This window comes from Chryseobacterium sp. FG46 (assembly GCF_057809135.1).
Genome location: NZ_JBMDJJ010000007.1, coordinates 36,371 through 59,510, shown reverse-complemented (window position 1 = coordinate 59,510; position 23,140 = coordinate 36,371). Strand labels below are relative to the sequence as shown.

Here is a 23,140-nt window from a genome sequence, read left to right as displayed (position 1 = left end):
CAGTGGGGAAACACCTATTAATAGACAGATGCAATATAGTCAGATAAATTTTGTTATGCCATAAAGTAAAGGATTTATTTTTTTTAATATTTTTCTTACGGATGACTTTTTGAGCGGAAATATCAGATTATTTCACAATTAGTTTTGGAGGTTCTGCATGAGTTTGCTTTGAAAAATGGTAAGTCTTGAGAAAGCTCAATCAATAGAAAAGCCAGACTCATCAAGAAGTCCGGCTTTGCATTATATTTTTATATCAGTCAAATAAATTATCCTAAATGTGACCTGTTTTCTTTTGGTCTCCAATCACATTCAGGGTAACTCCCAAAAGAATTAAAGTAATCCCGATAAGTAAATTGGGAGTAAATTTTTCATGAAACATCAGGACACTGATCAGTACAGCAACTACAGGTTCCAAAGCTCCTAAAATAGCAACAGGAGTAGAACCGATATATTTAATAGCATATACCAGACAAAGACTGGAGATCACCGTAGTAAGAAATGCAAAAACAAGAAAATTAATGAAAATCTCTGTTGAAGGTATAGCAAACGACGCATGAGCTGTTACAGCTTTGGACATAAAGAACATTGAGGTGAAAAGCATTGAGTAAAACGTAAGCTTGAATCCGGATACCCTGATATTCGATTTGTTGACGATAACCATATATAAGGCATAGAACAGTGAACTAAGCATGACGATTCCCAATCCTGCAAAATTGATTTCCAGCCCATTTCCTTTTAAACATAAAACAATAACTCCCGCGAATGCCAGAAGTAAAGAAACTCCGGATAATCTGGTAAGCTTCTCTTTGTAAAAGAAAAACATGATCAATGCTACAATGACCGGATAAACAAATAAAACGGTGGAGGCAATTCCTGGTGTTAGGAAATCATATCCTAAAAACAAAAATTCAGAAGAAAGGGCATAACACACTCCAAGGATGGCAAGAATTAAGGCTTCTTTCTTATTGATTTTAAAATTTTCTCTGGAATACAGCAGATATCCTCCCACCATTAAAGCTGAAAAGAAAAATCTGTAAAACAGTGTGATATCCATTGAAAAATGTGCCTGCTTAACGGGCAGTATAAAAATCGGAATCAGACCATATGAAACGGCTGATAAAATTCCCAGTGTGTAACCTCTAAGTTTCATTTGCTTTTATAGGTATTAAACAAAAAAGCCACTGATTGATTCAGTGGCTTTCTTTATTTTTTAAGATTAAATCGGTTTAAAACTCAATCCTTGTTCCTGCAGTAATTTTTGTTCCTGCTCTTTGTAGTAGCCACCTACTAATTTATCATGAATTGCTTCAAACGCTGCAAGGGTTTCATTGATCTCTGCATCTGTATGAGAAGCGGTAGGAATCAGTCTTAAGAGAATCATTCCCTTCGGAATGACCGGATAAACCACCACAGAGGTGAAAATACCGTAATTTTCCCTTAAATCTTTAACCAATAGAGTAGCTTCTACCGGGGTTCCCTGCATCATTACCGGAGTTACACAAGTATTCGTGTCACCAATATTGAATCCTCTTTCTTTAAGTCCGCTCTGTAGTTTTTCAACATTCTCCCAAAGTTTAGCTTTGATCTCAGGTCTTGATCTCAAAAGCTCCAATCTTTTTAAACCTCCGATTACCATTGGCATTGTAAGAGATTTTGCAAAGATTTGTGATCTCAGGTTGAATTTCAGATATCTGATGATTTCTTTATCACCCGCAAGGAATGCTCCGAAACCTGCCATAGATTTAGCAAAAGTAGAAAAGTAAACATCAATCTGGTCGTTACAATCCTGTTCTTCACCTACACCAGCACCTGTTTTACCAAGAGTTCCGAAACCATGAGCATCATCTACCAATAGTCTGAACTGGTATTTTGACTTAAGATCACAGATTTCTCTGATTTTTCCCTGTTGTCCTCTCATCCCGAAAACCCCTTCTGTAATTACAAGAATACCTCCTCCTGTTTCTTCAGCCACCTTGGTTGCTCTCTGAAGGTTTTTCTCAAGGCTTTCCATATCGTTATGCTTGTAGGTAAATCTCTTACCGGAATGAAGTCTTACTCCATCCACGATGCAGGCATGAGAATCCATATCATAAACAATCACATCATTTCTGCTTACCAAAGCATCAATGGTAGAAACCATTCCCTGATAACCAAAATTCAACAGGTATGCTGACTCTTTTTTTACGAAGTCTGCCAATTCTCTTTCCAACTGAAGGTGCTGGTCTGTTTCTCCAGACATTGCTCTCGCTCCCATTGGATAGAACATTCCATATTCTGCAGCCGCTTTTGCATCCGCTTCTATTACTTCAGGATGATTACACAATCCTAAGTAGTCATTGGCACTCCAGAAAATTACTTCTCTCCCCTGAAATTGCATTCTCGGGCCGATAGGTCCCTCTAATCTTGGGAAAATAAAATAGCCTTCACCATAATCTGCAAATTGTCCAAGTGGTCCTGGATTTTCTTTTATTCTTTCAAAAATATCCAACATTGTATCGTAATTTTTAAGTAATAAAGCCTTTTTTGTCTGAATACGCAAAAGGCTTTATTTATTTGTATCGTGATTTTATTCGTTTTTATTTGATAAACTCAGTTTTGAAAACTTCGTCATAGTTGTGAACACAGTTGTTGACAAATCCCTGTTCGGCCATCCATTTATCACTGTATACTTTAGTGATGTATCTGGAACCGTGGTCAGGATATATTAAAACAACTACGTCATTTTCTGTAAGTTCATGAGACTGGGCATATTGTATTAGTCCCTGCGTTACAGCTCCTGTAGTATAACCTCCCATGATAGCTTCTTTTAAAGCAATCTCACGGGTTCTGTATGCAGACATTTCATCATTTACCCTTACAAACTCATCTACTTTGTCGAAAAGCAGGGCAGAAGGGATCAGGTTTTTACCCATTCCTTCAATCTGATAAGGATGTACATCTTCTTTGTGTATTTCTCCTGTTTCGTGATAGCTTTTAAGGATAGAACCGTCTGCATCTACACCAATGATCTTGATATCCGGGTTTTTTTCCTTCAAAAATTTGGCAGAACCAGACAATGTACCACCAGTTCCGGTGCACGCAAAAAGGTGAGTGATCTTACCTTGTGTCTGTTCCCAGATCTCGGGACCTGTTGTCTGATAGTGTGCATCAATATTCAGTTCATTAAAATATTGATTGATGTAAATAGAATTAGGAGTTTCCTGAGCGATTCTTTTAGCTACTTCATAATATGATCTTGGATCATCTGCCGGTACATTGGCCGGGCATATATACACCGTGGCTCCCAATGCTTTCAGATAAGCAATCTTTTCAGGTTTTGTTTTATCACTTACTGCAAGAATACATTTATATCCCTTAATGATACATACCATCGCAATAGAAAATCCGGTATTACCGGAAGTAGTTTCTACAACTACAGAATCTTCCTTTAAAAGGCCTTTTTTTTCTGCGTTTTCTATAATATGAAGTGCGATTCGGTCTTTGGTGGAATGTCCAGGATTATATGATTCTAACTTGGCATAAATGGTTGCTGGAATATCTTTTGTAACAGTATTTAGCTTCACCATCGGAGTGTGTCCTATCAGGCCAAGAATATTATCGTAAACATTACTCATTATTTGTTATTTTCAATAAAAATCTGACTGCAAAAATACAAAAAAATAAATAATTACTAAACTTTTGTTTGATTTCTAGGGCATAGTTTTGTAAAAAGTTATTTTCTTATTTACAGTTTTGACACGTCTATAATCGCAAATAGTGCGCCAAAATTTTTAAATTTTGTTAAAACCCGCATAAAATAAGATAAAAGCCTTATTTTCGCATAATTGATTTAATACTATGAAAAATTGGACTTTTAGGCAATGGAACACCGTTTCAGGATGGGTGATTTTCGTTATTGCTTTCTTCACGTACTTGTCCACCATAGAACCCAATTTCAGTTTCTGGGATTGTGGCGAGTACATTTCTTCTGCAGTAAAACTTGAAGTAACGCACGCTCCCGGAGCGGCTTTATTCCAGATAGTGGGTGCCGTGGCAGCCATTTTTGCATTAGGGAAAGGCGAAAACTATTCTATCGTGATCAACGCGATGTCTGCATTGTTCAGTGCGCTGACTATTTTATTTTTGTTTTGGACGATCACCCATTTTGTGAGAAGACTTTTAAACAAAGATTTTGAAGAAATTACAAAACATCAGGAAATTTCTATTTTATTTGCCGGAGCGGTAGGAGCGCTTTGCTTTACGTTCTCAGATACATTCTGGTTCTCGGCAGTAGAAGGTGAAGTTTATTCTATGGCTTCTATGTTTATCGCGCTTTTGGTCTGGTTAATCACCAAATGGGAGAATGAGTATAAAGCGGGAGACAGTGAAAGATGGATTATTCTTATTTTCTTTGTTTTAGGACTTTCTGTGGGTGTACACATGATGTGTATGCTGGCAATTCCTGCAGTATGTCTGGTATATTATGCCAGAAATTATAAGTTTACCTGGAAAAACTTTATCTGGGCCAACCTTATTACACTGGGAATTTTGATTATCGTTTTCAAAATTATTTTCCCTTTAATTATGACGATGTTCGGAAGACTTGAGATTTTCTTTGTGAATGGTCTTGGACTTCCTTTCCACTCAGGAACAATTGCTGCATTTATTTTAATGGTAGCGATTTGCTATTTCTTAATCAAGTATGCAAGAAAAGCAAAAAGAAACATCTATCAGACGGCTGCATTATCTGTAGTTTTCATGATGATCGGGTTCTCTTGCTGGATGGTTATTCCTATCAGAGCGAATGCCAACCCTCCAATGAACCTTAACGATCCGGATACGGCAATTGGTATGCTGGATTATTATAACAGAGAGCAGTATGGTGACTGGCCAACAATCTACGGACAAAATTACACAGCATTCCTTGATGCTAACGGAATTGAGAAAAACGAAGACGGAAGCTTTAAAACACAAAAAACCGGGGAAATCTACGAAAAAGATGAAAAAACCGGAACGTACAGAAAAACCGGAGACCGTTTCAATTATGTATTCAACAAGTCTCAGGTGAGCTTAATGCCAAGAATGTTTAATGAAGATAAGGACGTAATGGCGAACTATATTTCTATGTATGGCGCTCCTGATTTTACATTCAACTATGCGAATGAAGATGTGGCAGATAATCCTCAGGCTAAGCAGATTTTTGATGAGCTGAGAGCTAAATATGAAGACAAATCCATTACAGCTTCAGATTATCTGAAAGTAAAGCCTTATAACCTGATCAATGTTCAGAAGCCTTCATTACTTCAGAATATGGATTACTTTATTACTTTCCAGAACGGATATTATTTTGTAAGATACCTGATGTGGAACTTCGTGGGAAGACAGAATGATCTTGAAGGAAACATGGAAAGCACAAAAGGAAACTGGATTTCCGGAATTCCTTTCGTTGATAATGCTGTGGTAGGAAATCAGGATAAAATGCCTGCTAAATTCAAGAATGAAAGTACAGTAAAATTCTTTTTCCTTCCGTTAATTTTAGGTTTGATCGGATTCTTTTTCCAATTGAACAGAGACTTTGGAAGATTCTATGCACTGTTATCTTTATTCATTTTAACAAGTGTAGGGATTGTTTTCTATACAGGAGTAAAACCTTTTGAGCCGAGAGAAAGGGATTATGCAATGGTAGGTTCATTCTATGCATTTGCGATCTGGATTGGATTGGGTGCAGGAGCCATCCTATGGTTCTTACAGTCTAAAATAAAATCAAACGGAGCTAACATTGCTTTAGGAGTGGTTTTATTAGGAGTTCCTTTCATGATGGGCTTCCAGAACTATAATGTTCATGACAGAAGCAACAGATATACAGCGTACGATTATGCGTATTCAGTGTTAAAATCATTACCAAAAAACGATATCCTTTTCGTTTACGGAGATAACGATACTTATCCGGTTTGGGCAATTCAGGAGACAGAGCAGTTCAGAGATGATGTGAAGGTAGTTAACTTTACTCTTGCTTCAACTCCGTGGAATCTTGATCAGGTAAAAAGAAGAACGTACAACGCGATGGGAATCCCTAGCCAATTGACACACGATGATTACAGAGATGGTGTAAATGATCAGATCTATATGATGAAAAAAGAAGATTGGGAAGGTGTTTTTTCTATGTTGAAAGAACAGGGAGCGCCGGAAACAGAATTCCAGTCTTTCAGAAAATATCTTACTCAGGATTCTTTAACATTGAAACAGGCTATTGAATTCATTAAATTCAAATCTCCTGAAAAAGACGAGTTATTGAAAATGTACTTCGGGGAAGAGAAGTTTGAGAAATACAATATCCTTCCGGTAAACAAATTCATCCTTCCTGTTAATAAAGAAAATGCTTTGAAAGCCGGAATCATCAACAAAGAAGATCTTCCAAACGTAGCCAATCAGATTATGATTACTTACAAAGGAAACACGCTTTATAAGAACAACCTTATTTTGATGGATCTTTTAGCGAACTTCGACTGGAAGCGTCCGATCAACTTCTCATCAGGAGGTATTTATGACAGTGAGAATATTTTCTATCTGAACGATTACCTTCAGTTTGATGGATTCAGTTACAGATTAATCCCTATCCAAACGCCTCCGACAGCTGACGGCGATATGGGAAGAGTAGATGCCAATTCTCTTTATAACGTAGTGAAAAACTTCAGATGGGGGAACTTTAAGAACTTAAATGCTCACTTTGATGAAACGGCTACTTCCAATATCATCAGCTACAGAATGTCAGCGAGCAGAGCGGCGGCAGCCCTGGCATTAAGCGGACAGAAAGCTAAAGCATTGGAAATTCTGGATCTAGCAGCAAAAGAAATTCCGGCAGAGAAATATAATGATCCCCGTTCTTTAAGCTCAATTGTTTCAGGATACATCATCGCAGGACAGGAGCAGAAAGGTCTTCAGCTTGCTGAAGTACTTAAAAAAGGAATCTTTGAAGAGTATGATTATTATTTAAGTCTTTCCAAAGCAGATCAAAGCTATCTGAGAAGACAGATGAGAACAAAACCAATGGAATATTCTCTTGTGGTTTCTGCAGTAACGGATGCTTACACAAAGATCGGACAGAAGGAAAAAGCATATGCTTATCTGGTAAAATCCATAGAGCCGATTGACAAGAAGTTCAATGTATTTATCAAAGATCTTCAGGAAATGGGCAGAGATAAGGCGATGAAAGAGTCTGAAAATGTACAGCAGATCACGCCGTTCTATCAGTACTTGTTTGATGTGATGGAACCTTATGATTCTACTTATTCAAAAGAAAAAGAAAATCAGATTACGACTGCGATTATCAAAGCAACAAAATAAAATATTGTAAAACGGAACTTCGGTTCCGTTTTTTTATTATTGGCAATCCTGAATTTTAAGGTTATATTTGTGGAAGTAAAAATACATAATGTCCGAAACACAAAATAGCAAATTCCCAATCTATGCCGTCATTGCTACGGTTCTTTTTAAGCTTCTTTTTTTATTAACGCACTACATTCAGGAAGATGCATTTATTACCTGGAGGGTTGCTCAGAACCTGTTGGATTATGGAGTAATCGGCTTCAATGGAGATATCAAGATTTCTGCATCTACAACACATCTGTATGTTTTTGTATCTTATATTTTCAATCTTGTTTTTGGAAAGGAAAATTTTATTGAGCCTCTTTTGATTTTTAATTCCCTGCTGTTTACCATAGGAACTTTATGGCTGTCTCATTTGGTTCTTAAAAACCCATGGCATAAAGCGATCTTTATATTTCTGATCGGGATTTTACCGCCTTCCATTAAAATTTCAATCCTTGGTATGGAATACGGAATTCTGTTTTTTCTGGAGATGGCATTGCTGTACTACGGATTTAACAAAGGCAAAAAATGGGTGTTGACATTTCTTCCTGTTTTAATCATGTTTACAAGGATTGATACAGTAATCTTCCTGGGAATTGTATTTCTTGTAGATCTATTCTGGAATAAAAAAATAAGATGGAATTATATTTTTGGCGGAGCTTTGGGAGTCTTAGCTACGGTTGCTTTCAACTGGTTCTACTTTGGTGAATTAGTTAATAATACCATTACTGCGAAAAAATTGCTTTATAGTGAAAATTTTACGGTCCAGCAACATATCGGATATTTCTTTAAAAGTTTTGGAAACTTCTGGGGAATGCTGAAAGTTCCGGGAGATTTCAATCCTATGACGATTATAGTATTGATTTTTGAATTGCTTTGCTTTATTTATCTGATCAGACAAAGAGAAAAGAGAAACTACTTTTTGTGGATGATTTTTCTTTTCGGATGGGCAAAACAAATTATATTCATTTCTCAGAAAAGCTTATTCGACTGGTATTACTGGGTGCCACAACTTTTGCTTTTTGTTCCTGTTCTTATTTTTGTACTGGAACAGAAGGAAAAGAAAAAACTATGGCTTTCATTACTCGTTATATTCTATATTTTCCCGATGCTGGTCTTCCAGACTGTTCACTGTATTGCAACAGGAAACGGAGAATGGAATTATCGCAGAACAATTGGTACGTTTTTACATCAATATGAAAAAGATAAAAACCAATGGATTTTACTGGAACCGGCGGGCTATGTTCCTTATTTTTCTGGATTAAAAACAATTGATGAGGTGGGATTGGTTGATAAACAGATTCAGGAAGAAATTAAAAAAGATAAGGTCAACTACTGGATCAACACCGTAAAAACAAGAAAGCCGAAATATCTTCTTTCTTACCAGAATTTATACGAAGGAAACAACGCGAATTCATTGTACTATCAAACCCATTATAAACTTTTGAAGGAATTCAGGGTGAAAGATCATCTGAAAAGCGACAATAAGATTCTGGAAAAAATTTATCATCTCAAACCTTCCGGAACAGACTATAATTTGTACATTAGGGTTGATTAAAAGATTGAAATATTTAAAAGTTGAAAGAATTGAGAAAAGAGTTTTATAATAACTCTTTCACTCTAATACTCTCAAACCCTCCGACCCAACAATCACTGCAACCTGATATCTAAAACCTAATACCTGAATAAAGATGAAATACTGTGCTTTTCTCCGCGGCGTCAACGTAAAAGGAACCAATATGAAAATGGCAGATGTCTGTCAGGTTTTTAAAGATGCCGGAATGAAAGACGTAAGTTCAATATTAGCCTCCGGAAATATTGTGTTTTCTTCAGATAAAAGTGGAGAGGAGTTAAAGGCCATTCTTGAAAAAGCGATGTCAGAACATTTTTCTTATGAAGCCTTTTTGTTTATAAAATCTCAGGAAGAGACAGAGGTGTTCTGGAACAGTATTCCTTTCGAAAGGAATGAAAATTTTCATATTTATGGTTTCGTAGGAATTCCTGGAGTGGAAAAGGTTTTGATGGAGGAGTTTAAAAAAGCGGCACAGGCTGAAAACGAAAAGGCAGAAATTATCAATGATCTATTTTACTGGCAGGTTCCGAAAGGAAATACCTTAGATTCTAATTTCGGGAAAGTTTTAGGAAAGAAAAGTCTTAAAGATCAGTTTACCAGCAGAAATGTGAATACATTTGAAAAGATTCTGAAGAAATTCTAATAAATCATCGCGGATGCTTCGACAGGCTCAGCATGACATTGTTATAAATTAACCTTGTTTGCAAAGACTTTATCACTCAGCAAATTCCATAAAGACTGATTTCCTGAATAAAACAATCATAAATCATTGATTGCAATGTTGTTTGGTGTTGTATAAATGCTTCGACAGGCTCAGCATGACATCGTTATAAATTAACTTTGTTTGCAAAGACTTTAAATTGTAATATTTCAGTATCGATTAACATATAATCTTGTAAATGTTAATAAAGCAGTTAGTATTAGGGTTGTCATTCTGAGCCTGTCGAAGCATCTATCAATTATCAAGTACACATTAACATATAGTATTAGAGCTGTCATGCTGAGCCAGTCGAAGCACCTATCTATTAATAACCGGCAATTCAAAAATCCAAAAGACTCAAAAACTCATGCAGCCATAGCCTGTTAAAGCAATCAAATAATTTCCATTTGTGAAACTTTCTCAGTATTTTTACTGAACTTTTTAATTACAATAAAATGATTCAGTATTTAGATAATATTTCGCACAAAGATTCAAAAAACTTTTTCCTTATTGCCGGACCTTGTATTATTGAAGGAGAAGATATGGCGCTAAGAATCGCTGAAAAAGTAATCACTATCACAGATAAATACAATATTCCCTATATTTTCAAAGGAAGTTTCAAAAAGGCTAACAGAAGCCGTGTAGATTCTTTCACAACCATCGGTGAAGAGAAATCTCTTGAAATCCTTAAAAAAGTAGGAGAGACCTTCAATATTCCTACCACTACAGATATTCATGAGAATGAACATGCGGCACTGGCAGCACAGTACGTAGACGTATTGCAGATTCCTGCATTTCTTGTACGCCAGACAGATCTATTGGTGGCTGCAGCAAAAACCGGAAAATGTGTTACTTTGAAAAAAGGACAATTTCTTTCTCCGGAAGCAATGAAGTTTGCCGTTCAGAAAATTACAGATTCTGACAATCAGAAAGTAGCCATCATTGAAAGAGGAAATTCTTTCGGTTATACAGATCTGATTGTGGATTACAGAGGAATTCCTACCATGAGAGAGTATGCTCCTGTGATTCTGGATGTTACACACTCTTTACAGCAACCTAATCAAAGCTCAGGAGTTACAGGAGGAAGACCGGATCTTATTGAAACTGTTGCTAAAGCAGGAATTGCAGTTGGAGCAGACGGAATTTTCATCGAAACTCATCCTACACCCGAAACTGCATTATCTGATGGTGCCAACATGTTAAGATTAGATTTATTAGAAGATTTGTTACAAAAATTGACAAGAATTAGAGAATCGATTTTGTAATTGTTAAAAAAACATTAATTTTAGAAATTCTAAAACATTTCTTTTGAAAAAACTAGTTTTACCGCTAAGCCTTATGGTCCCTGTACTGTTTTTCTCCCAACAAAGGAAAAAAGATACAGCAACCACTAAAGTGACCGATATAGAGGAAGTTGTCTTCCAGAAAAAAGCAACAGGAAGAACCAATGACCTTACCAACGTAAGAATTTCAGCGAAAGAAGCAAAATCAGTAGCTTCTATTAATGGTGGGATTGAGGGATTGCTTAAAACGCTGCCTTCCGTAAACTCCAATACCGAGCTGTCTTCCCAATATATGGTTCGTGGTGGAAACTATGATGAAAACCTTATCTATATTAATGATATTGAAATCTACAGACCTTTCCTGATCAGAAACTCACAGCAGGAAGGGATGAGTATCATCAACCCGGATATGGTGTCTGCAGTAAATTTCTCTGCAGGTGGATTTGAAGCTAAGTATGGTGATAAAATGTCTTCTGCTCTAAATATCTATTACCGTGAGCCTGAAAAATTTGAAGTTTCAGGTGAAGCCAGTTTAATTGGAGGAAGATTAACAACAGGTCTGGCTTCCAAAAACAAAAAATTTACAGCCTTATTTTCCGGAAGATACAGAAATACGAACCTTGTTCTTAATACCTTAAAAGAAGATACAGATTTTAATCCAACCTATTGGGATTTCCAGTCTTATCTGAACTATCATGTGAGTGATAAATTCAGCATGTCATTCATCGGATATTATTCTAAGAATGATTATGAGATGATTCCCAGAGCCAAAAGTGTAACTTTCGGAAGTCTTCAGCAGCCTATTACCGTCAATATTGGTTATGGAGGTCAGGAAAATGACCAATATAAAAATATGATGGGTACATTTTCTATGAACTATAAGCCTGCAGACAAATGGAAGCTTACTTTAGATGCATTTGCTTATCAGAACAGGGAAAGAGAGTATTATACCATACAGTCAGCTTACGAGCTGCAAACTTTTGATTCGGTGACACAGCAGCCTGTGACTTCTTTTGATGTGGGAGGACAGATAGAGCATGCAAGAAACGACTTATTTGTAAGAACCTACGGAACTCAGTTCAGAGCTAAATTTTCACCCAATGTAAATACAGACTTTGAAGTAGGTTTCAAATATGAAAAAGAAAACCTGAAAGATCTTACCAATGAGTGGAAACTGGTAGATTCTGCCGGATACAGCCTTCCAAGACCGGAAATTATTGATCCGAGAACAGGAACAACAGGCGATCTTAAGCTTGCTTATTATATTGCCGGACAAAATAATATTGAGCCTACAAGACTTTCAGCGTACGCACAGTATTCACAAAAGTTCTACTGGGGAGCCAGTAAAGTATTTGTGAATGCCGGAGTACGTGTTGCCAACTGGAGTTTCAATAAAGAAACCATATTCTCACCAAGAGCTCAGTTCGCCATCAAACCGGACTGGGACAGTGATATGTTGTTTAAAATTTCAGGGGGAATCTACTATCAGGCTCCTTTCTATAAAGAAATTAAAGATTTAGATGGTAATTTTAATTCTAATATAAAATCACAACGTTCTATCCAGGTCATTCTTGCCAATGATTATGAGTTCCAGATGTATGACAGACCATTCAAACTGACAACGGAACTCTATTACAAGAAAATGGATAATCTGATTCCTTATTATATGGATAACGTAAGAATCCGATATTCAGGGCAGAATAATTCTAAAGGATATGCCTATGGTATTGATACCAGATTATTCGGAGAATTTGTCCCAGGTGTAGACTCTTGGTTATCTGCAAGTTATGCAAGGGTGTATGAAAATATTGATGGAAGAGGAGATATTCCAAGACCTACAGATCAGAGGTTGAGGTTTGCCATGTTCTATCAGGATTATATGCCAAGTTTTCCGTCTATGCGCGTGAACCTTACCCTGGTGTACGCTATGGGATTACCTACAGGAGCTCCCGTAATGTTCAACAGTAACGGACAGCCGGATTTTGGCTCAGCTTATAATTATCAGCAGACTCTTCCTTCCTATAAAAGGGTAGACTTAGGGCTGACAAAAGTATTTATTGATCCGAAAGAAAAAAATAAGAGATCCGGTTTCTGGGGTAATTTTGAAGAACTTACATTAGGCGTTCAGGTTTTCAATGCATTTAACATCAACAACACTGTTGCAAACCAGTGGATCACAGACTATAACAGCAATTATATGTATCCAGTTCCGGTACGTCTTACAGGACGTTTCTTCAACGTGAAGCTGGAATTCAAACTATAGAATTACGATCAAAAATAAAATAGCAGAGAGCTTTCGAATTTTTTCGGAAGCTTTTTTGTTTACCCGAATTTTATAACAACATTACCAAATTTTATAACAACGGTATCACAGATCTTTTTACCTTTGTCTTATCAATGAAAAAGATTCTTGCCATATTATTTTCTATTTTCTACTTCGGATTTTCTTCCGGAGCAGCTTTTAGTATTCATTATTGCATGAAAGAATTTGTTTCTGTAAGCCAAAAAGCAGATGATATCTGCGGAAAATGCGGTGTTAAAGACAAAAAAGGATGCTGCAAAACAGAGATTAAAATAGTAAAAGTAGATGATTCCCAGAAGTCAGATCTGCTCAAAATTGATTTTTTAAGTCAGATTTCAGAGATCCCTGTGAAACAGCAGTTTGCAATTGTAGACAAGTCTTTTTCGGCAACCAAATTTACCCAGATTCAGATCAATGCACCGCCAGAATACCGACCGGTACCAATCTACATTAATCATTGTAATTTTAGAATTTAGAATCCGTCAGTCGTTTCCGGTATCATTTTCATATACTGTTTAGACGACATGTCCTGACGCATTTACTGATGCGTTACCAATATTCCTTATTAAAAAATTAATTCTAAAATTTAATACAATGAAAAAATATATCATCACAGCAGCCTTATCTTTATTCTCAATCGTTTCATTATCTGCACAATCTAAAAAGGATGCTCAGGTTTCTAAACTATACCAGAATTATATTGCTATCAAATCAGCGTTAGCTTCAGATGACGCAGAAAAAACTTCAAAAGCCGCAACAGAATTTATTAAAACAGCTTCTGTTATTGATTATAAAGTAGTTTCTGAGGGAAATCTTAATATTCTCCGAAAAGATGCTTCTGTTATTTCTGAAGCAAGAAATGTTGCCGCACAAAGAGAAACTTTTTTCAATCTTTCGGATAATATGATCGCTCTGACCAAGCAGTTCAAACTTTCCGATAAACCAGTTTACGTTCAATATTGCCCAATGGCAGACGGAAGCTGGCTAAGCGATGAAAAACAGATCGTTAATCCATACTACGGAAAGTCTATGCTTTCATGCGGAAGTGTAAAGTCAGAGATTAAATAATTATCGTATTATTCATTAAAATAATAAGTTGCATAACTTGAGTTATAATTAACTTTAAGTTATGCGATTTCTAAAAAGTTCGAAATATTATGAAAAAGCTGATAATGTTTCTGGTGCTTTTGTTCTCTGTATTTACTTTCGCACAAACTACAAAAACCTATTATACCTGTCCGATGCATCCGGAAGTAGTGTCTTCCAAACCTGGAGACTGCCCTAAATGCGGAATGACTCTGATAAAGAAGACCGTTGTCATAAAGCACAAAGTAGTTGCAAAAGCGGAAGCGAAACCTATTCCTAAAACAGAGTCGAAAACAAAAGCCACAGAAACTAAAATAACGAATGTTAAAGCTACTAAAGCAAAAGTTGCTGAGAAAAGTGAGAAAATAAAGGTCATAAAATCTTCTGTTAAAACAGAGGTAAAACCGGTATCGCCAACAAAGAATCAGGCTTTACCATCATCTAAGACTCAGTCTCACCAACAGACAGTCTATACCTGCCCGATGCACCCGGAAGTAGTTTCAGACAGGCCGGGAAAATGTCCGAAATGTGGAATGGAGTTGGTAGAAAAAGAAGCTCATTCCCATACACAGGCTGAAAATCCTAAAGAAGAAAAATCTATTTTAAAACGTAATTCAGAAAATGGAAAAATTACTTTTGGAGGAAAAACGGTTCGTTATGATCTCTATGTAAAAGATACTATTGTCAATTTTACAGGAAAAAACAGAAGAGCCATTGCGATCAATGGAAAACTTCAGGCTCCTACTTTATATTTTACAGAAGGTGACACCGCCGAAATCTACCTGCACAATATGCTTAAAGAAAATACAGGGCTGCACTGGCACGGAGTAATTCTTCCCAATGAACATGACGGTGTTCCATACCTTACTACAAAACCTGTAAAACCGGGAGAAACCCATTTATATAAATTCAGGATTTCTCAGAACGGAACGTATTGGTATCATTCTCACGAAGCACTTCAGGAGCAGATAGGAATGAATGGTATCCTGGTTTTCAAAAAAAGAGAAGGGGAACCTCAAACACAATATAATGCTGAAATTCCGGTATTATTGGGAGATTGGAGTGATGATGATCCTATGCAGATTGCAAGAAGACTTCATATGGCCAACACAGATTGGTATGCGGTAAAGAAAAATGCAGTACAGAGTTACTGGGAAGCCATTAAATCCGGAAATTTAGGTACAAAAGCCCTGAATGAATGGAAAAGAATGGAAGCGATGGATGTAAGTGATGTCTATTACGATAAATTCTTAATCAATGGTACTCCCAGTTCAGATTATTCTACTTTAAAAGCTGGTGATAAAGTAAGGCTGAGAGTTGCCAATGGAGGTTCATCTACCTATTTCTGGCTCAATTATGGAGGCGGAAAGATAAAAGTGGTAGGAAATGACGGTAATGATGTAGTTCCTGTAGAAGTTGACCGCCTGATTGTAGGAGTTTCCGAGACTTATGATATTGAAGTGACCATTCCTGAAAACAAAAGCTTTGAATTCAGAGCAACTTCTGAAGACAGAATAGGACACGCTTCTCTTTGGCTGGGTTCAGGTGAAAGGGTTGAAGCTCCCAATCTTCCAAGGCTTATGCTTTTTGAAGGAATGAAAATGATGAACGGGATGATGGAGATGAGCGGAAATATGAAACCGATGAATATGACGATGGGAAACCAGATGATGGATATGAATGAAGTGATGTACCCTGAATTATCCGAAAGCCAGAGAAAGACTACAGCGAAGCATATCAATGAAATGATGGGTGTGAAGACGAAGGAAGATCAGAAAGAGGATCATTCTCAACATGCCGGAATGGAAATGAAGGAAGATAAAACAATCAAAAGACTTTCTTACAATATTTTGAAATCTCCTGAGAAAACCATTCTTCCCACAGACAGCATTCGTGAAATGAAATTTACGCTGGAAGGGAATATGAACCATTATCTGTGGACACTGGATAATAAAACCGTAACAGAGACAGATAAAATTCTGATCAAAAAAGGAGAGGTTCTTAGAATCAAGATGTATAATAATTCTATGATGCGTCACCCGATGCACCTTCACGGTCATGATTTCAGATTGATCAATTCAAAAGGAGAATATTCTCCACTGAAAAATGTTGTGGATATCATGCCAATGGAAACGGTAACAATAGAATTTGCTGCCAATCAGGATGGAGACTGGTTTTTCCACTGTCACATTTTATACCATATGATGGCAGGAATGGGAAGAATCTTCAGTTATGAAAACTCAAAGCCCAATCCGCAGCTTCCGAACAGAAAATTAGCCTGGAAAAATTTTGTACAGGATAATAAAATGACAAGTTCTATGGCGATGCTGGATGTTGCAAGCAATAAAATCCATGCAGAAACTATGACCATGTTCGGACCAAGATGGGCTAACCTTAATGAGTTTCATTCCAACTGGAATTTTGATCATTTCGAAGGAAGTGCAAAAGTAGGACGATTTTTAGGAAAATTCCAATGGGCGCTTCCTTATGCAGGAGTAAGAGTTCAGAAGAATCATGAAATTATGGAAAGACAGATGGCAGAAGATACGGGAATGGATTTTCATGGTAAAAAGACCTGGTTCGGACAGCAGAAAGCTTCAAAAAACAGATTTGCATTCATGGTGGGAATGCAGTATGTATTGCCGATGCTTATCACGGCTGATGCAAGTGTTGATCAGAACGGAAAAGTATTATTAGAGCTAAGTCGTGAAGATATACCGCTTTCCAGAAGACTGAGAGGGAATTTCAGTGTCAATTCAGACGGTGAGTTTTCAACAGGATTGAGGTACATCGTTCAGAAATGGCTGTCCCTTTCAGGAAATTATGATAATGAAATGGGCTGGGGTGCAGGTGTTACTTTAACCTACTAAATAAAACCAAATTATAGTAAAAAGCTGTCTCTTATTGAGGCAGCTTTTTTTGGACACGGTAAATTCTCGTGTGGAGAATTTCTTTGTAAACGCAGAGAATAGATGATTCTACGGTATAGTTTAAGGCAGCAAAGAGATGTAACTTTAAGTAATACATTCGCTTAGAAATGATCAATGGAATGGATTCCAGCTTTTGATCCCTTAAAACTTTCTGCGCTTTTTTATTGTATTAAGTCATAAATTTTAAAATTCATAACTCATCATTTATAATTATCCTAACACTGTAACTCCTTTTTCAATCATTTCATAGATGGCATCTCTGGCGTTATCAGGTTTTACGTTGACAGCACGTGTGCCGTTGAAATGAAGACAAGTTACATATCCGTTGGCTACCGCATCCTGTGCTGTGAACTTAACACAATAATCCAGGGCCAGTCCAACGATTTCTACCAATTGAATGTCGTGATATTTTAAGAAGTCATCCAAACCGGTTTTCATAAAGTGGTTGTTATCCTGGAAACCGCTATAGCTGTCAATTTCAATATTTTTACCTTTCTGTACAATATGGGTTACTTTGTCTCTGTTTAGATCTTTATGAAATTCTGCTCCGAAAGTTCCCTGAATACAGTGATCCGGCCACATAAACTGAGGAACACCATTTAAAATAATACTTTCTCCTACCTTTCTTCCATTGCTGCTTGCAAAGCTTTTGTGCCCTGCAGGATGCCAGTCTTGTGTAAGAACTACCTGATCATATGCATTTTCCTCCATCAAAAGATTGATGTATGGAATAATTTCGCTGGCTCCAGGGACTGCAAGTGCTCCGCCTTCACAAAAATCATTCTGTACATCGACTATTATTAACGCTTTTTTCATATTTTGATTTCTCGAATTTTTGATAAATTTACAAAACTAATCTTCAAAAATTTGTCCAAACCCGAATTATCGGACAAATCGGCAATATAAATTTTTCAATGCTTATCAGAGAAGAACTTAAAAATTAAAATAATTAAGTTTTGTCTGCAACGTATGCTATTTTGAGACCCAAACCAAATATCAATAGCTTATCTTTGCGGAAATAAGTATTTTATGTCATTTGAATCGTTAGGATTATCACACAATATTATTCGTTCTGTCAAAAAACTAGGGTATTTAAAACCGTTCCCAATACAGGAGCAGGCTGTTCCTGTCATTTTACAAGGGAAAGATCTCATGGGAATTGCCCAGACAGGTTCCGGTAAAACGGCTTGCTTTGTAATGCCGATTCTGGAAAAACTACAGAATGCAGAAGTTAAAAAAGACCGTAATGTTCAGGTTTTGATATTGGTTCCTACCCGTGAGCTGGCTATCCAGATTGATGAAGTGTTCAGAGCGTTCACAGAAAATTTAAAGAGAGAAGTTCGTACAATGGCAGTGTATGGAGGGGTTTCTATCAATCCACAGATGAAGGGAATGTTTGGTGTGGAAGTTTTGATTGCCACTCCGGGACGTTTGCTGGATTTGATTAATCATAATGCATTGAGTATTTCGGGAATTAAACATCTGGTGATTGATGAAGCTGATAAGATGTTTCAGCTGGGCTTTGGGGAAGAAATGAATAAACTTTTTGCCATGATGCCTGTAGCGAAGCAAACTACTTTGTTTTCAGCTACTTTGAATGATAAAGTTTCAGAAATGAAAGAACGCCTTTCCATCAATCCCACGATTATTGAAATTACAAAAGAAGAAGTTGAAATTGATAATATCGAACAGCTGGCGTATCATGTTGCTCCGGAAAATAAAGGACCTTTTTTACGATATCTTATCAAAGAAAAGAAAGTAGAAAAGGCTTTGATTTTTGTTTCGTCCACAAGATCTGCGGATAATCTGGTAGAGAAACTTAAAAAGAATAAAATAAAAGCGGTGGCCATTCACAGTCAGAAGTCTCAGGGAGCGAGAAGAAACAATCTTGAAGAATTTAAAGTAAACGGAGCTCAGATCTTGGTGGCTACAGATTTAATCGGCCGTGGAATTCATATTGAATCCCTGCCGTGTGTGATCAATTACGAGTTACCCCGTTCGCCGCTGGATTATATCCACCGCATTGGTAGAACAGGACGTGCCAATGAAAAAGGAACGGCAATCAGTATTCTGACGGATGATGAATTGCAGCATTTTCGGGTGATTCAAAAGAAAATGGGTAGAAAAGTAACCCTGCAAAGAACAGAAGGCATTGATTTACATGGATATTAATCATTGATTATAAATAAAAGGGCTTCAGTTTATACAATTGAAGTCTTTTTTAATGAAAAATCGGTACCACAAAAATCATTATCGGTACAATTAATGCTTTATTCACTTTAAATTCTTGAATTTTTGATAAATTCGCACAAGCTGATATTCGTAAATTATTCTAATGAATAATGAGAGTACAAATCGGCAATAATTTAAAAAAATTAAAACCTGAGTAATGAGTGATTTAGAGAAAAAAAAGTTTCCGATAGGACCATTTGAAGTTCCTGAAAACATTTGTGATACCACATTGGATACTTATATCAACGTAATTAAAGACTTTCCCGGCAGACTAAAAAATCTCATTGAACATTTTACAGATGACCAGTTAGATACTCCTTATAGAGAAGGAGGCTGGACGGTAAGGCAGCTTGTGAATCATCTTTCTGACAGCCATATGAACAGTTTTATCCGTTTCAAACTGGCGCTGACAGAAGAAAATCCTACCATAAAACCTTATGATGAAGCGAAATGGGCGGAACTTCAGGACAGTTTTCATATGCCTGTAAAACCGGCAATGAGAATGTTGAAAGGAACACACCAAAGATGGGTAGTTCTTCTTAAAAGCCTTACGAATAAACAGTTTGAAAGAACTTTTCATCATCCTGAGCATCAAAAGAATTATAATTTAAGAGAAAGCCTAGCTTTATACGTGTGGCACTGTAATCATCATTTTGCTCATATTGAAAATCTGAAGATAGAAAAAGGTTGGTAAGGAAGAGTCTCAATAATCCAATATATTATCAGGAAATTAAAGACAGAATTTCCCTGTTATCTGAAAATTCTCATGGAGAATGGGGAAAAATGAATGGGTGTCAAATGTTAAAGCATTGTGATCTGGTTCTTCAGGTGGCTTTGGGAAAGCTGGAACTTCCCCATATTCATGTTATGTTTGAGGCAATAGGAATTTTTACTAAAATAGAAATGTATATTTTCAATAATGGAATTCCCAGAAACATGCCTACTTTTCAAAAACTAATCGTTAATTTTGAATGTGATTTTGATGTATCAAAAGCCAATCTGCTGAAAACACTGGAGGAATTCCGGGAAGCTTGTGAAAAACACAGACTGCCGGAAAGGCACAGATTATTTGGTAAAATGACTGAAAAAGACTGGGCATTTTTAGAATACAAACATCTTGATCACCATCTAAAACAATTTAATGTATGAGTTTTTTTGATAAAATATTCGGTGGAAAAAGTGAAACCCCTGACCAAAAAACATTCTGGAAAAAGATAGAATCTGAAGAGGATCTTACAAAAGCTATAGAAGACTCTTTTCAGAATAAGATCGCAATATTCAAACATTCTACAAGCTGTTTTATCAGCAGAACTGTTCTGAAAAATTTTGAAAAAGAAGTAGAGAATTCAGACCAGCCGGTGAATGTGTACTATCTGGATTTATTGGCTCACAGATCTCTTTCCAACAAAATAGCAGCAGATTTTGAAATCAGACATGAAAGTCCGCAGCTCATTGTCATAGAAAACGGAAAACCTGTTAACAGTGCCTCACACCAGGACATTTCTTTAAGTCAGATTGTATCATGAAGAATATAAATAATTATTTAGCCAAAGTTTTAAATGTTCCGCTTCAGAATGTAAACACCTGCAGCCTGCACTATGAAGTAAAGAAAATTCCTAAAAACCAGTTTCTTCTTCAGTATGGTGAAATCTGCCGTCATATTTTCTTTGTAGAAAAAGGGCTGATAAAGATGTATTCCATTGATAAAAACGGAAAAGAACATATTATCCAGTTTGCCCCGGAAAGCTGGCTGATTTCTGACCGAAGCAGCCTTTATTTCAATGAAAAATCCATTTATTATATAGAAGCAGTGGAAGATTCTGAAGTTTTGTTTCTTCATCCGGATTTCTTCAACAAACTGGTAGAACAGTTTCCAAACAGCATAGAAAGAAGTGATTTCCTTCTTCAGAAACACATCAGAAGTCTTCAAAACAGAATCAACTCCTTATTGGGAGAGACTGCAGAAGAAAGGTATATGAAATTCATAAAAATGTATCCGGATTTGCTGCTGAGAGTTCCACAATGGATGATTGCTTCTTACCTTGGAATTACTCCTGAAAGCCTGAGCCGTGTAAGAAAAGAGCTGGCAAGAAAAAATTTCATCCCGGATAATAAATAGAAATGGCTGGAAGATGGAAGCTTGAAGTTCTGGTGAATATAAAAGAACTTCAACAGCTATTGTTTAGATAGAATTGAAATAAGTTATTCTTAAAACTATAATAACTTCCATCATCCATCTTCCTTACTTCAAATAAATCTTTTTGGCAAGCTGTCCAATCTGTCTGAGTTTCGTCTGTGTATTTTCCGACCAGGGAAGCCCTATACAGAGCCTCATACAGTTTTCAAACTGCTCCTGAAAGGTGAACATTCTTCCGGGAGCTATACTGATGTTTTGCTTGATGGCGAGATCGTACAATTCTGTTGTGCGGATATTTTTATCAAATTCTACCCACAAAGACAAACCTCCCTGAGGACGGCTTGTTTTCGTACCTTCCGGAAAAGATTCTGCAATGGTCTGTACATAGTTCTGATAATTGAACTGTAACGTTTTGCGAAGCTGCTGGAGATGCTTTTCATATTTTCCGGATTTCAGGAAGTTCGCCACTGCTTCATTCACAATGGAAATAGAAGAGGTAGAATGCAGAAGTTTCAGCTTCATGATTTTATCTTTATATTTTCCCGGAGCAATCCAGCCTACACGATATCCGGGAGCCAGAGTTTTTGAAATTGAGCTGCAATACAGTACATTTCCGTTTGTATCAAAAGATTTGCAGCATTTCGGACGGCTGGAACCAAAATAAAGGTCTCCATACACATCATCTTCTATCAACGGAATATTGTTCTCAGAAAGTATTTTTACAATTTCCTTTTTATTTTCATCAGGCATACAGCTTCCCAGAGGCGAATTAAAATTGGGTATCAACAGGCACAGATCTATTTTAGGAATTAATTTTTTTAAAGTATCGATTTCTATTCCGTTAGTAGGATGGGTAGGAAGTTCCAGAACCTTTAAACCCAATCCATTGGCCAGCTGAAGAATTCCGGGGTAGCAGGGACTTTCGATCGCAACGGTATCTCCCGGTTTTCCCAAAGCCATCAAGCAGAAAGAAAGGGCATTCATCCCGCCATTGGTGGTAATCAGATCATTTTCGCTAAGATTTCCTCCCCACTGTAAGGAACGTACTGCAATCATTCTTCTTAATTTCAGATTTCCCTGAAGCTCTTCATATTCGGTCCCTCCGTCTTTTAATTCTCTGGTGGCATTTACAATTTCTTTCTTCAGTTTAGCTTGAGGTAGCAGATCTCCAGATGGAATTCCAATTGAGAAAAAGGTAAGGTCTTTTTTACCCATATTTTCATATACTTTACTGATCAGTTCATCCGGTTCATCGTTATTGGCGATCAATGACGGACGGCTTACTTCCGGCAAAGGAAGTTTTGCAGAAAGCAGCTGGCTTACAAAATAACCGGATTGCGGCTTGGACTCTACCAATGACTGGGATTCCAGTTCCAGAAAAACACGTTTGGCTGTATTCATGCTTACCTGATGCTCCTGGCATAGCATTCTCACTGAAGGAAGCTTGTCTCCAGCCTTTAGAATACCATTTCTGATCTGTCCTGCAATGCCATCTGCAATTTCTGTATACAAAAATTCTTTACTCATATTTTTAAACTGTGCTCATGCAA

The 23,140-nt window shown here is 36.8% G+C and carries 18 protein-coding genes; 13 read left to right on the top strand and 5 right to left on the bottom strand.

All coding sequences use genetic code 11. The annotated features are described in order from the left end of the window. Positions 1–271 precede the first annotated feature (271 nt). The 3 genes from ACODR7_RS07255 to ACODR7_RS07245 all read right to left on the bottom strand — a co-directional run bounded on the left by ACODR7_RS07255 (position 272) and on the right by ACODR7_RS07245 (position 3,614). Positions 272–1,150, bottom strand: coding sequence for an EamA family transporter (locus tag ACODR7_RS07255; RefSeq protein WP_488838415.1), 879 nt, complete (start codon positions 1,148–1,150; stop codon positions 272–274). A gap of 66 nt (positions 1,151–1,216) precedes the next feature. Next, positions 1,217–2,488: an aminotransferase class I/II-fold pyridoxal phosphate-dependent enzyme gene (locus tag ACODR7_RS07250; RefSeq protein WP_181416087.1), complete on the bottom strand. Its 1,272-nt coding sequence runs from the start codon at positions 2,486–2,488 to the stop codon at positions 1,217–1,219. An 88-nt stretch (positions 2,489–2,576) separates the two neighbouring features. Beyond that, positions 2,577–3,614, bottom strand: coding sequence for a PLP-dependent cysteine synthase family protein (locus tag ACODR7_RS07245; protein ID WP_076594634.1), 1,038 nt, complete (start codon positions 3,612–3,614; stop codon positions 2,577–2,579). A 223-nt stretch (positions 3,615–3,837) separates the two neighbouring features. Between ACODR7_RS07245 and ACODR7_RS07240 the strand changes: the two genes are divergently transcribed. The 8 genes from ACODR7_RS07240 to ACODR7_RS07205 all read left to right on the top strand — a co-directional run bounded on the left by ACODR7_RS07240 (position 3,838) and on the right by ACODR7_RS07205 (position 17,161). After that, the gene (locus tag ACODR7_RS07240) at positions 3,838–7,323 is read left to right on the top strand and encodes a glycosyltransferase family 117 protein (protein WP_488838413.1); all 3,486 of its coding nucleotides are present in this window, start codon (positions 3,838–3,840) and stop codon (positions 7,321–7,323) included. 88 nt (positions 7,324–7,411) lie between these two features. Next, positions 7,412–8,905 (top strand): DUF8728 domain-containing protein, encoded by a 1,494-nt coding sequence (locus ACODR7_RS07235; RefSeq protein ID WP_488838411.1) that lies wholly within the window; start codon positions 7,412–7,414, stop codon positions 8,903–8,905. Positions 8,906–9,038: 133 nt separating this feature from the next. Then, positions 9,039–9,563 (top strand): DUF1697 domain-containing protein, encoded by a 525-nt coding sequence (locus ACODR7_RS07230; protein WP_488838409.1) that lies wholly within the window; start codon positions 9,039–9,041, stop codon positions 9,561–9,563. Positions 9,564–10,075: 512 nt separating this feature from the next. After that, positions 10,076–10,885: a 3-deoxy-8-phosphooctulonate synthase gene (kdsA, locus tag ACODR7_RS07225; protein WP_488838407.1), complete on the top strand. Its 810-nt coding sequence runs from the start codon at positions 10,076–10,078 to the stop codon at positions 10,883–10,885. Positions 10,886–10,928: 43 nt separating this feature from the next. Beyond that, complete coding sequence (locus tag ACODR7_RS07220; protein WP_488838406.1) at positions 10,929–13,166, top strand: TonB-dependent receptor plug domain-containing protein; 2,238 nt, start codon at positions 10,929–10,931, stop codon at positions 13,164–13,166. A 134-nt stretch (positions 13,167–13,300) separates the two neighbouring features. Next, positions 13,301–13,681 (top strand): HYC_CC_PP family protein, encoded by a 381-nt coding sequence (locus ACODR7_RS07215; RefSeq protein WP_488838404.1) that lies wholly within the window; start codon positions 13,301–13,303, stop codon positions 13,679–13,681. A gap of 118 nt (positions 13,682–13,799) precedes the next feature. Further along, the gene (locus ACODR7_RS07210) at positions 13,800–14,273 is read left to right on the top strand and encodes a DUF3347 domain-containing protein (protein WP_076594641.1); all 474 of its coding nucleotides are present in this window, start codon (positions 13,800–13,802) and stop codon (positions 14,271–14,273) included. A gap of 104 nt (positions 14,274–14,377) precedes the next feature. Next, entirely contained in the window at positions 14,378–17,161 is a 2,784-nt protein-coding gene (locus ACODR7_RS07205; RefSeq protein ID WP_488838535.1) for a multicopper oxidase domain-containing protein, read from the top strand. Between the two features lie 270 nt (positions 17,162–17,431). Here the strand turns inward: ACODR7_RS07205 and pncA are convergent, their stop codons facing one another. After that, positions 17,432–18,037, bottom strand: coding sequence for a bifunctional nicotinamidase/pyrazinamidase (pncA, locus tag ACODR7_RS07200; RefSeq protein ID WP_076594643.1), 606 nt, complete (start codon positions 18,035–18,037; stop codon positions 17,432–17,434). 213 nt (positions 18,038–18,250) lie between these two features. Between pncA and ACODR7_RS07195 the strand changes: the two genes are divergently transcribed. From ACODR7_RS07195 to ACODR7_RS07175, 5 genes are all read left to right on the top strand, one after another. Then, positions 18,251–19,393 (top strand): DEAD/DEAH box helicase, encoded by a 1,143-nt coding sequence (locus ACODR7_RS07195; protein WP_488838401.1) that lies wholly within the window; start codon positions 18,251–18,253, stop codon positions 19,391–19,393. Positions 19,394–19,610: 217 nt separating this feature from the next. Next, positions 19,611–20,147, top strand: a complete 537-nt coding sequence (locus ACODR7_RS07190) for a YfiT family bacillithiol transferase (protein WP_076594645.1) — start codon at positions 19,611–19,613, stop codon at positions 20,145–20,147. After that, positions 20,141–20,602, top strand: a complete 462-nt coding sequence (locus ACODR7_RS07185) for a DUF1569 domain-containing protein (protein WP_488838399.1) — start codon at positions 20,141–20,143, stop codon at positions 20,600–20,602. Before ACODR7_RS07190 ends, ACODR7_RS07185 begins: the two co-directional genes overlap by 7 nt. Continuing rightward, complete coding sequence (gene ytxJ / locus ACODR7_RS07180) at positions 20,599–20,979, top strand: bacillithiol system redox-active protein YtxJ (RefSeq protein ID WP_076594646.1); 381 nt, start codon at positions 20,599–20,601, stop codon at positions 20,977–20,979. Before ACODR7_RS07185 ends, ytxJ begins: the two co-directional genes overlap by 4 nt. After that, positions 20,976–21,572 (top strand): Crp/Fnr family transcriptional regulator, encoded by a 597-nt coding sequence (locus ACODR7_RS07175; RefSeq protein WP_034698263.1) that lies wholly within the window; start codon positions 20,976–20,978, stop codon positions 21,570–21,572. Before ytxJ ends, ACODR7_RS07175 begins: the two co-directional genes overlap by 4 nt. Before the next feature lie 123 nt (positions 21,573–21,695). On the opposite strand, the gene ACODR7_RS07170 is transcribed toward ACODR7_RS07175, so the two are convergent. Further along, positions 21,696–23,117 carry an aminotransferase-like domain-containing protein gene (locus tag ACODR7_RS07170; protein WP_488838396.1) on the bottom strand — a complete coding sequence of 474 codons (1,422 nt, stop codon included), beginning with the start codon at positions 23,115–23,117 and terminating at the stop codon, positions 21,696–21,698. Between the last annotated feature and the right edge of the window lie 23 nt (positions 23,118–23,140).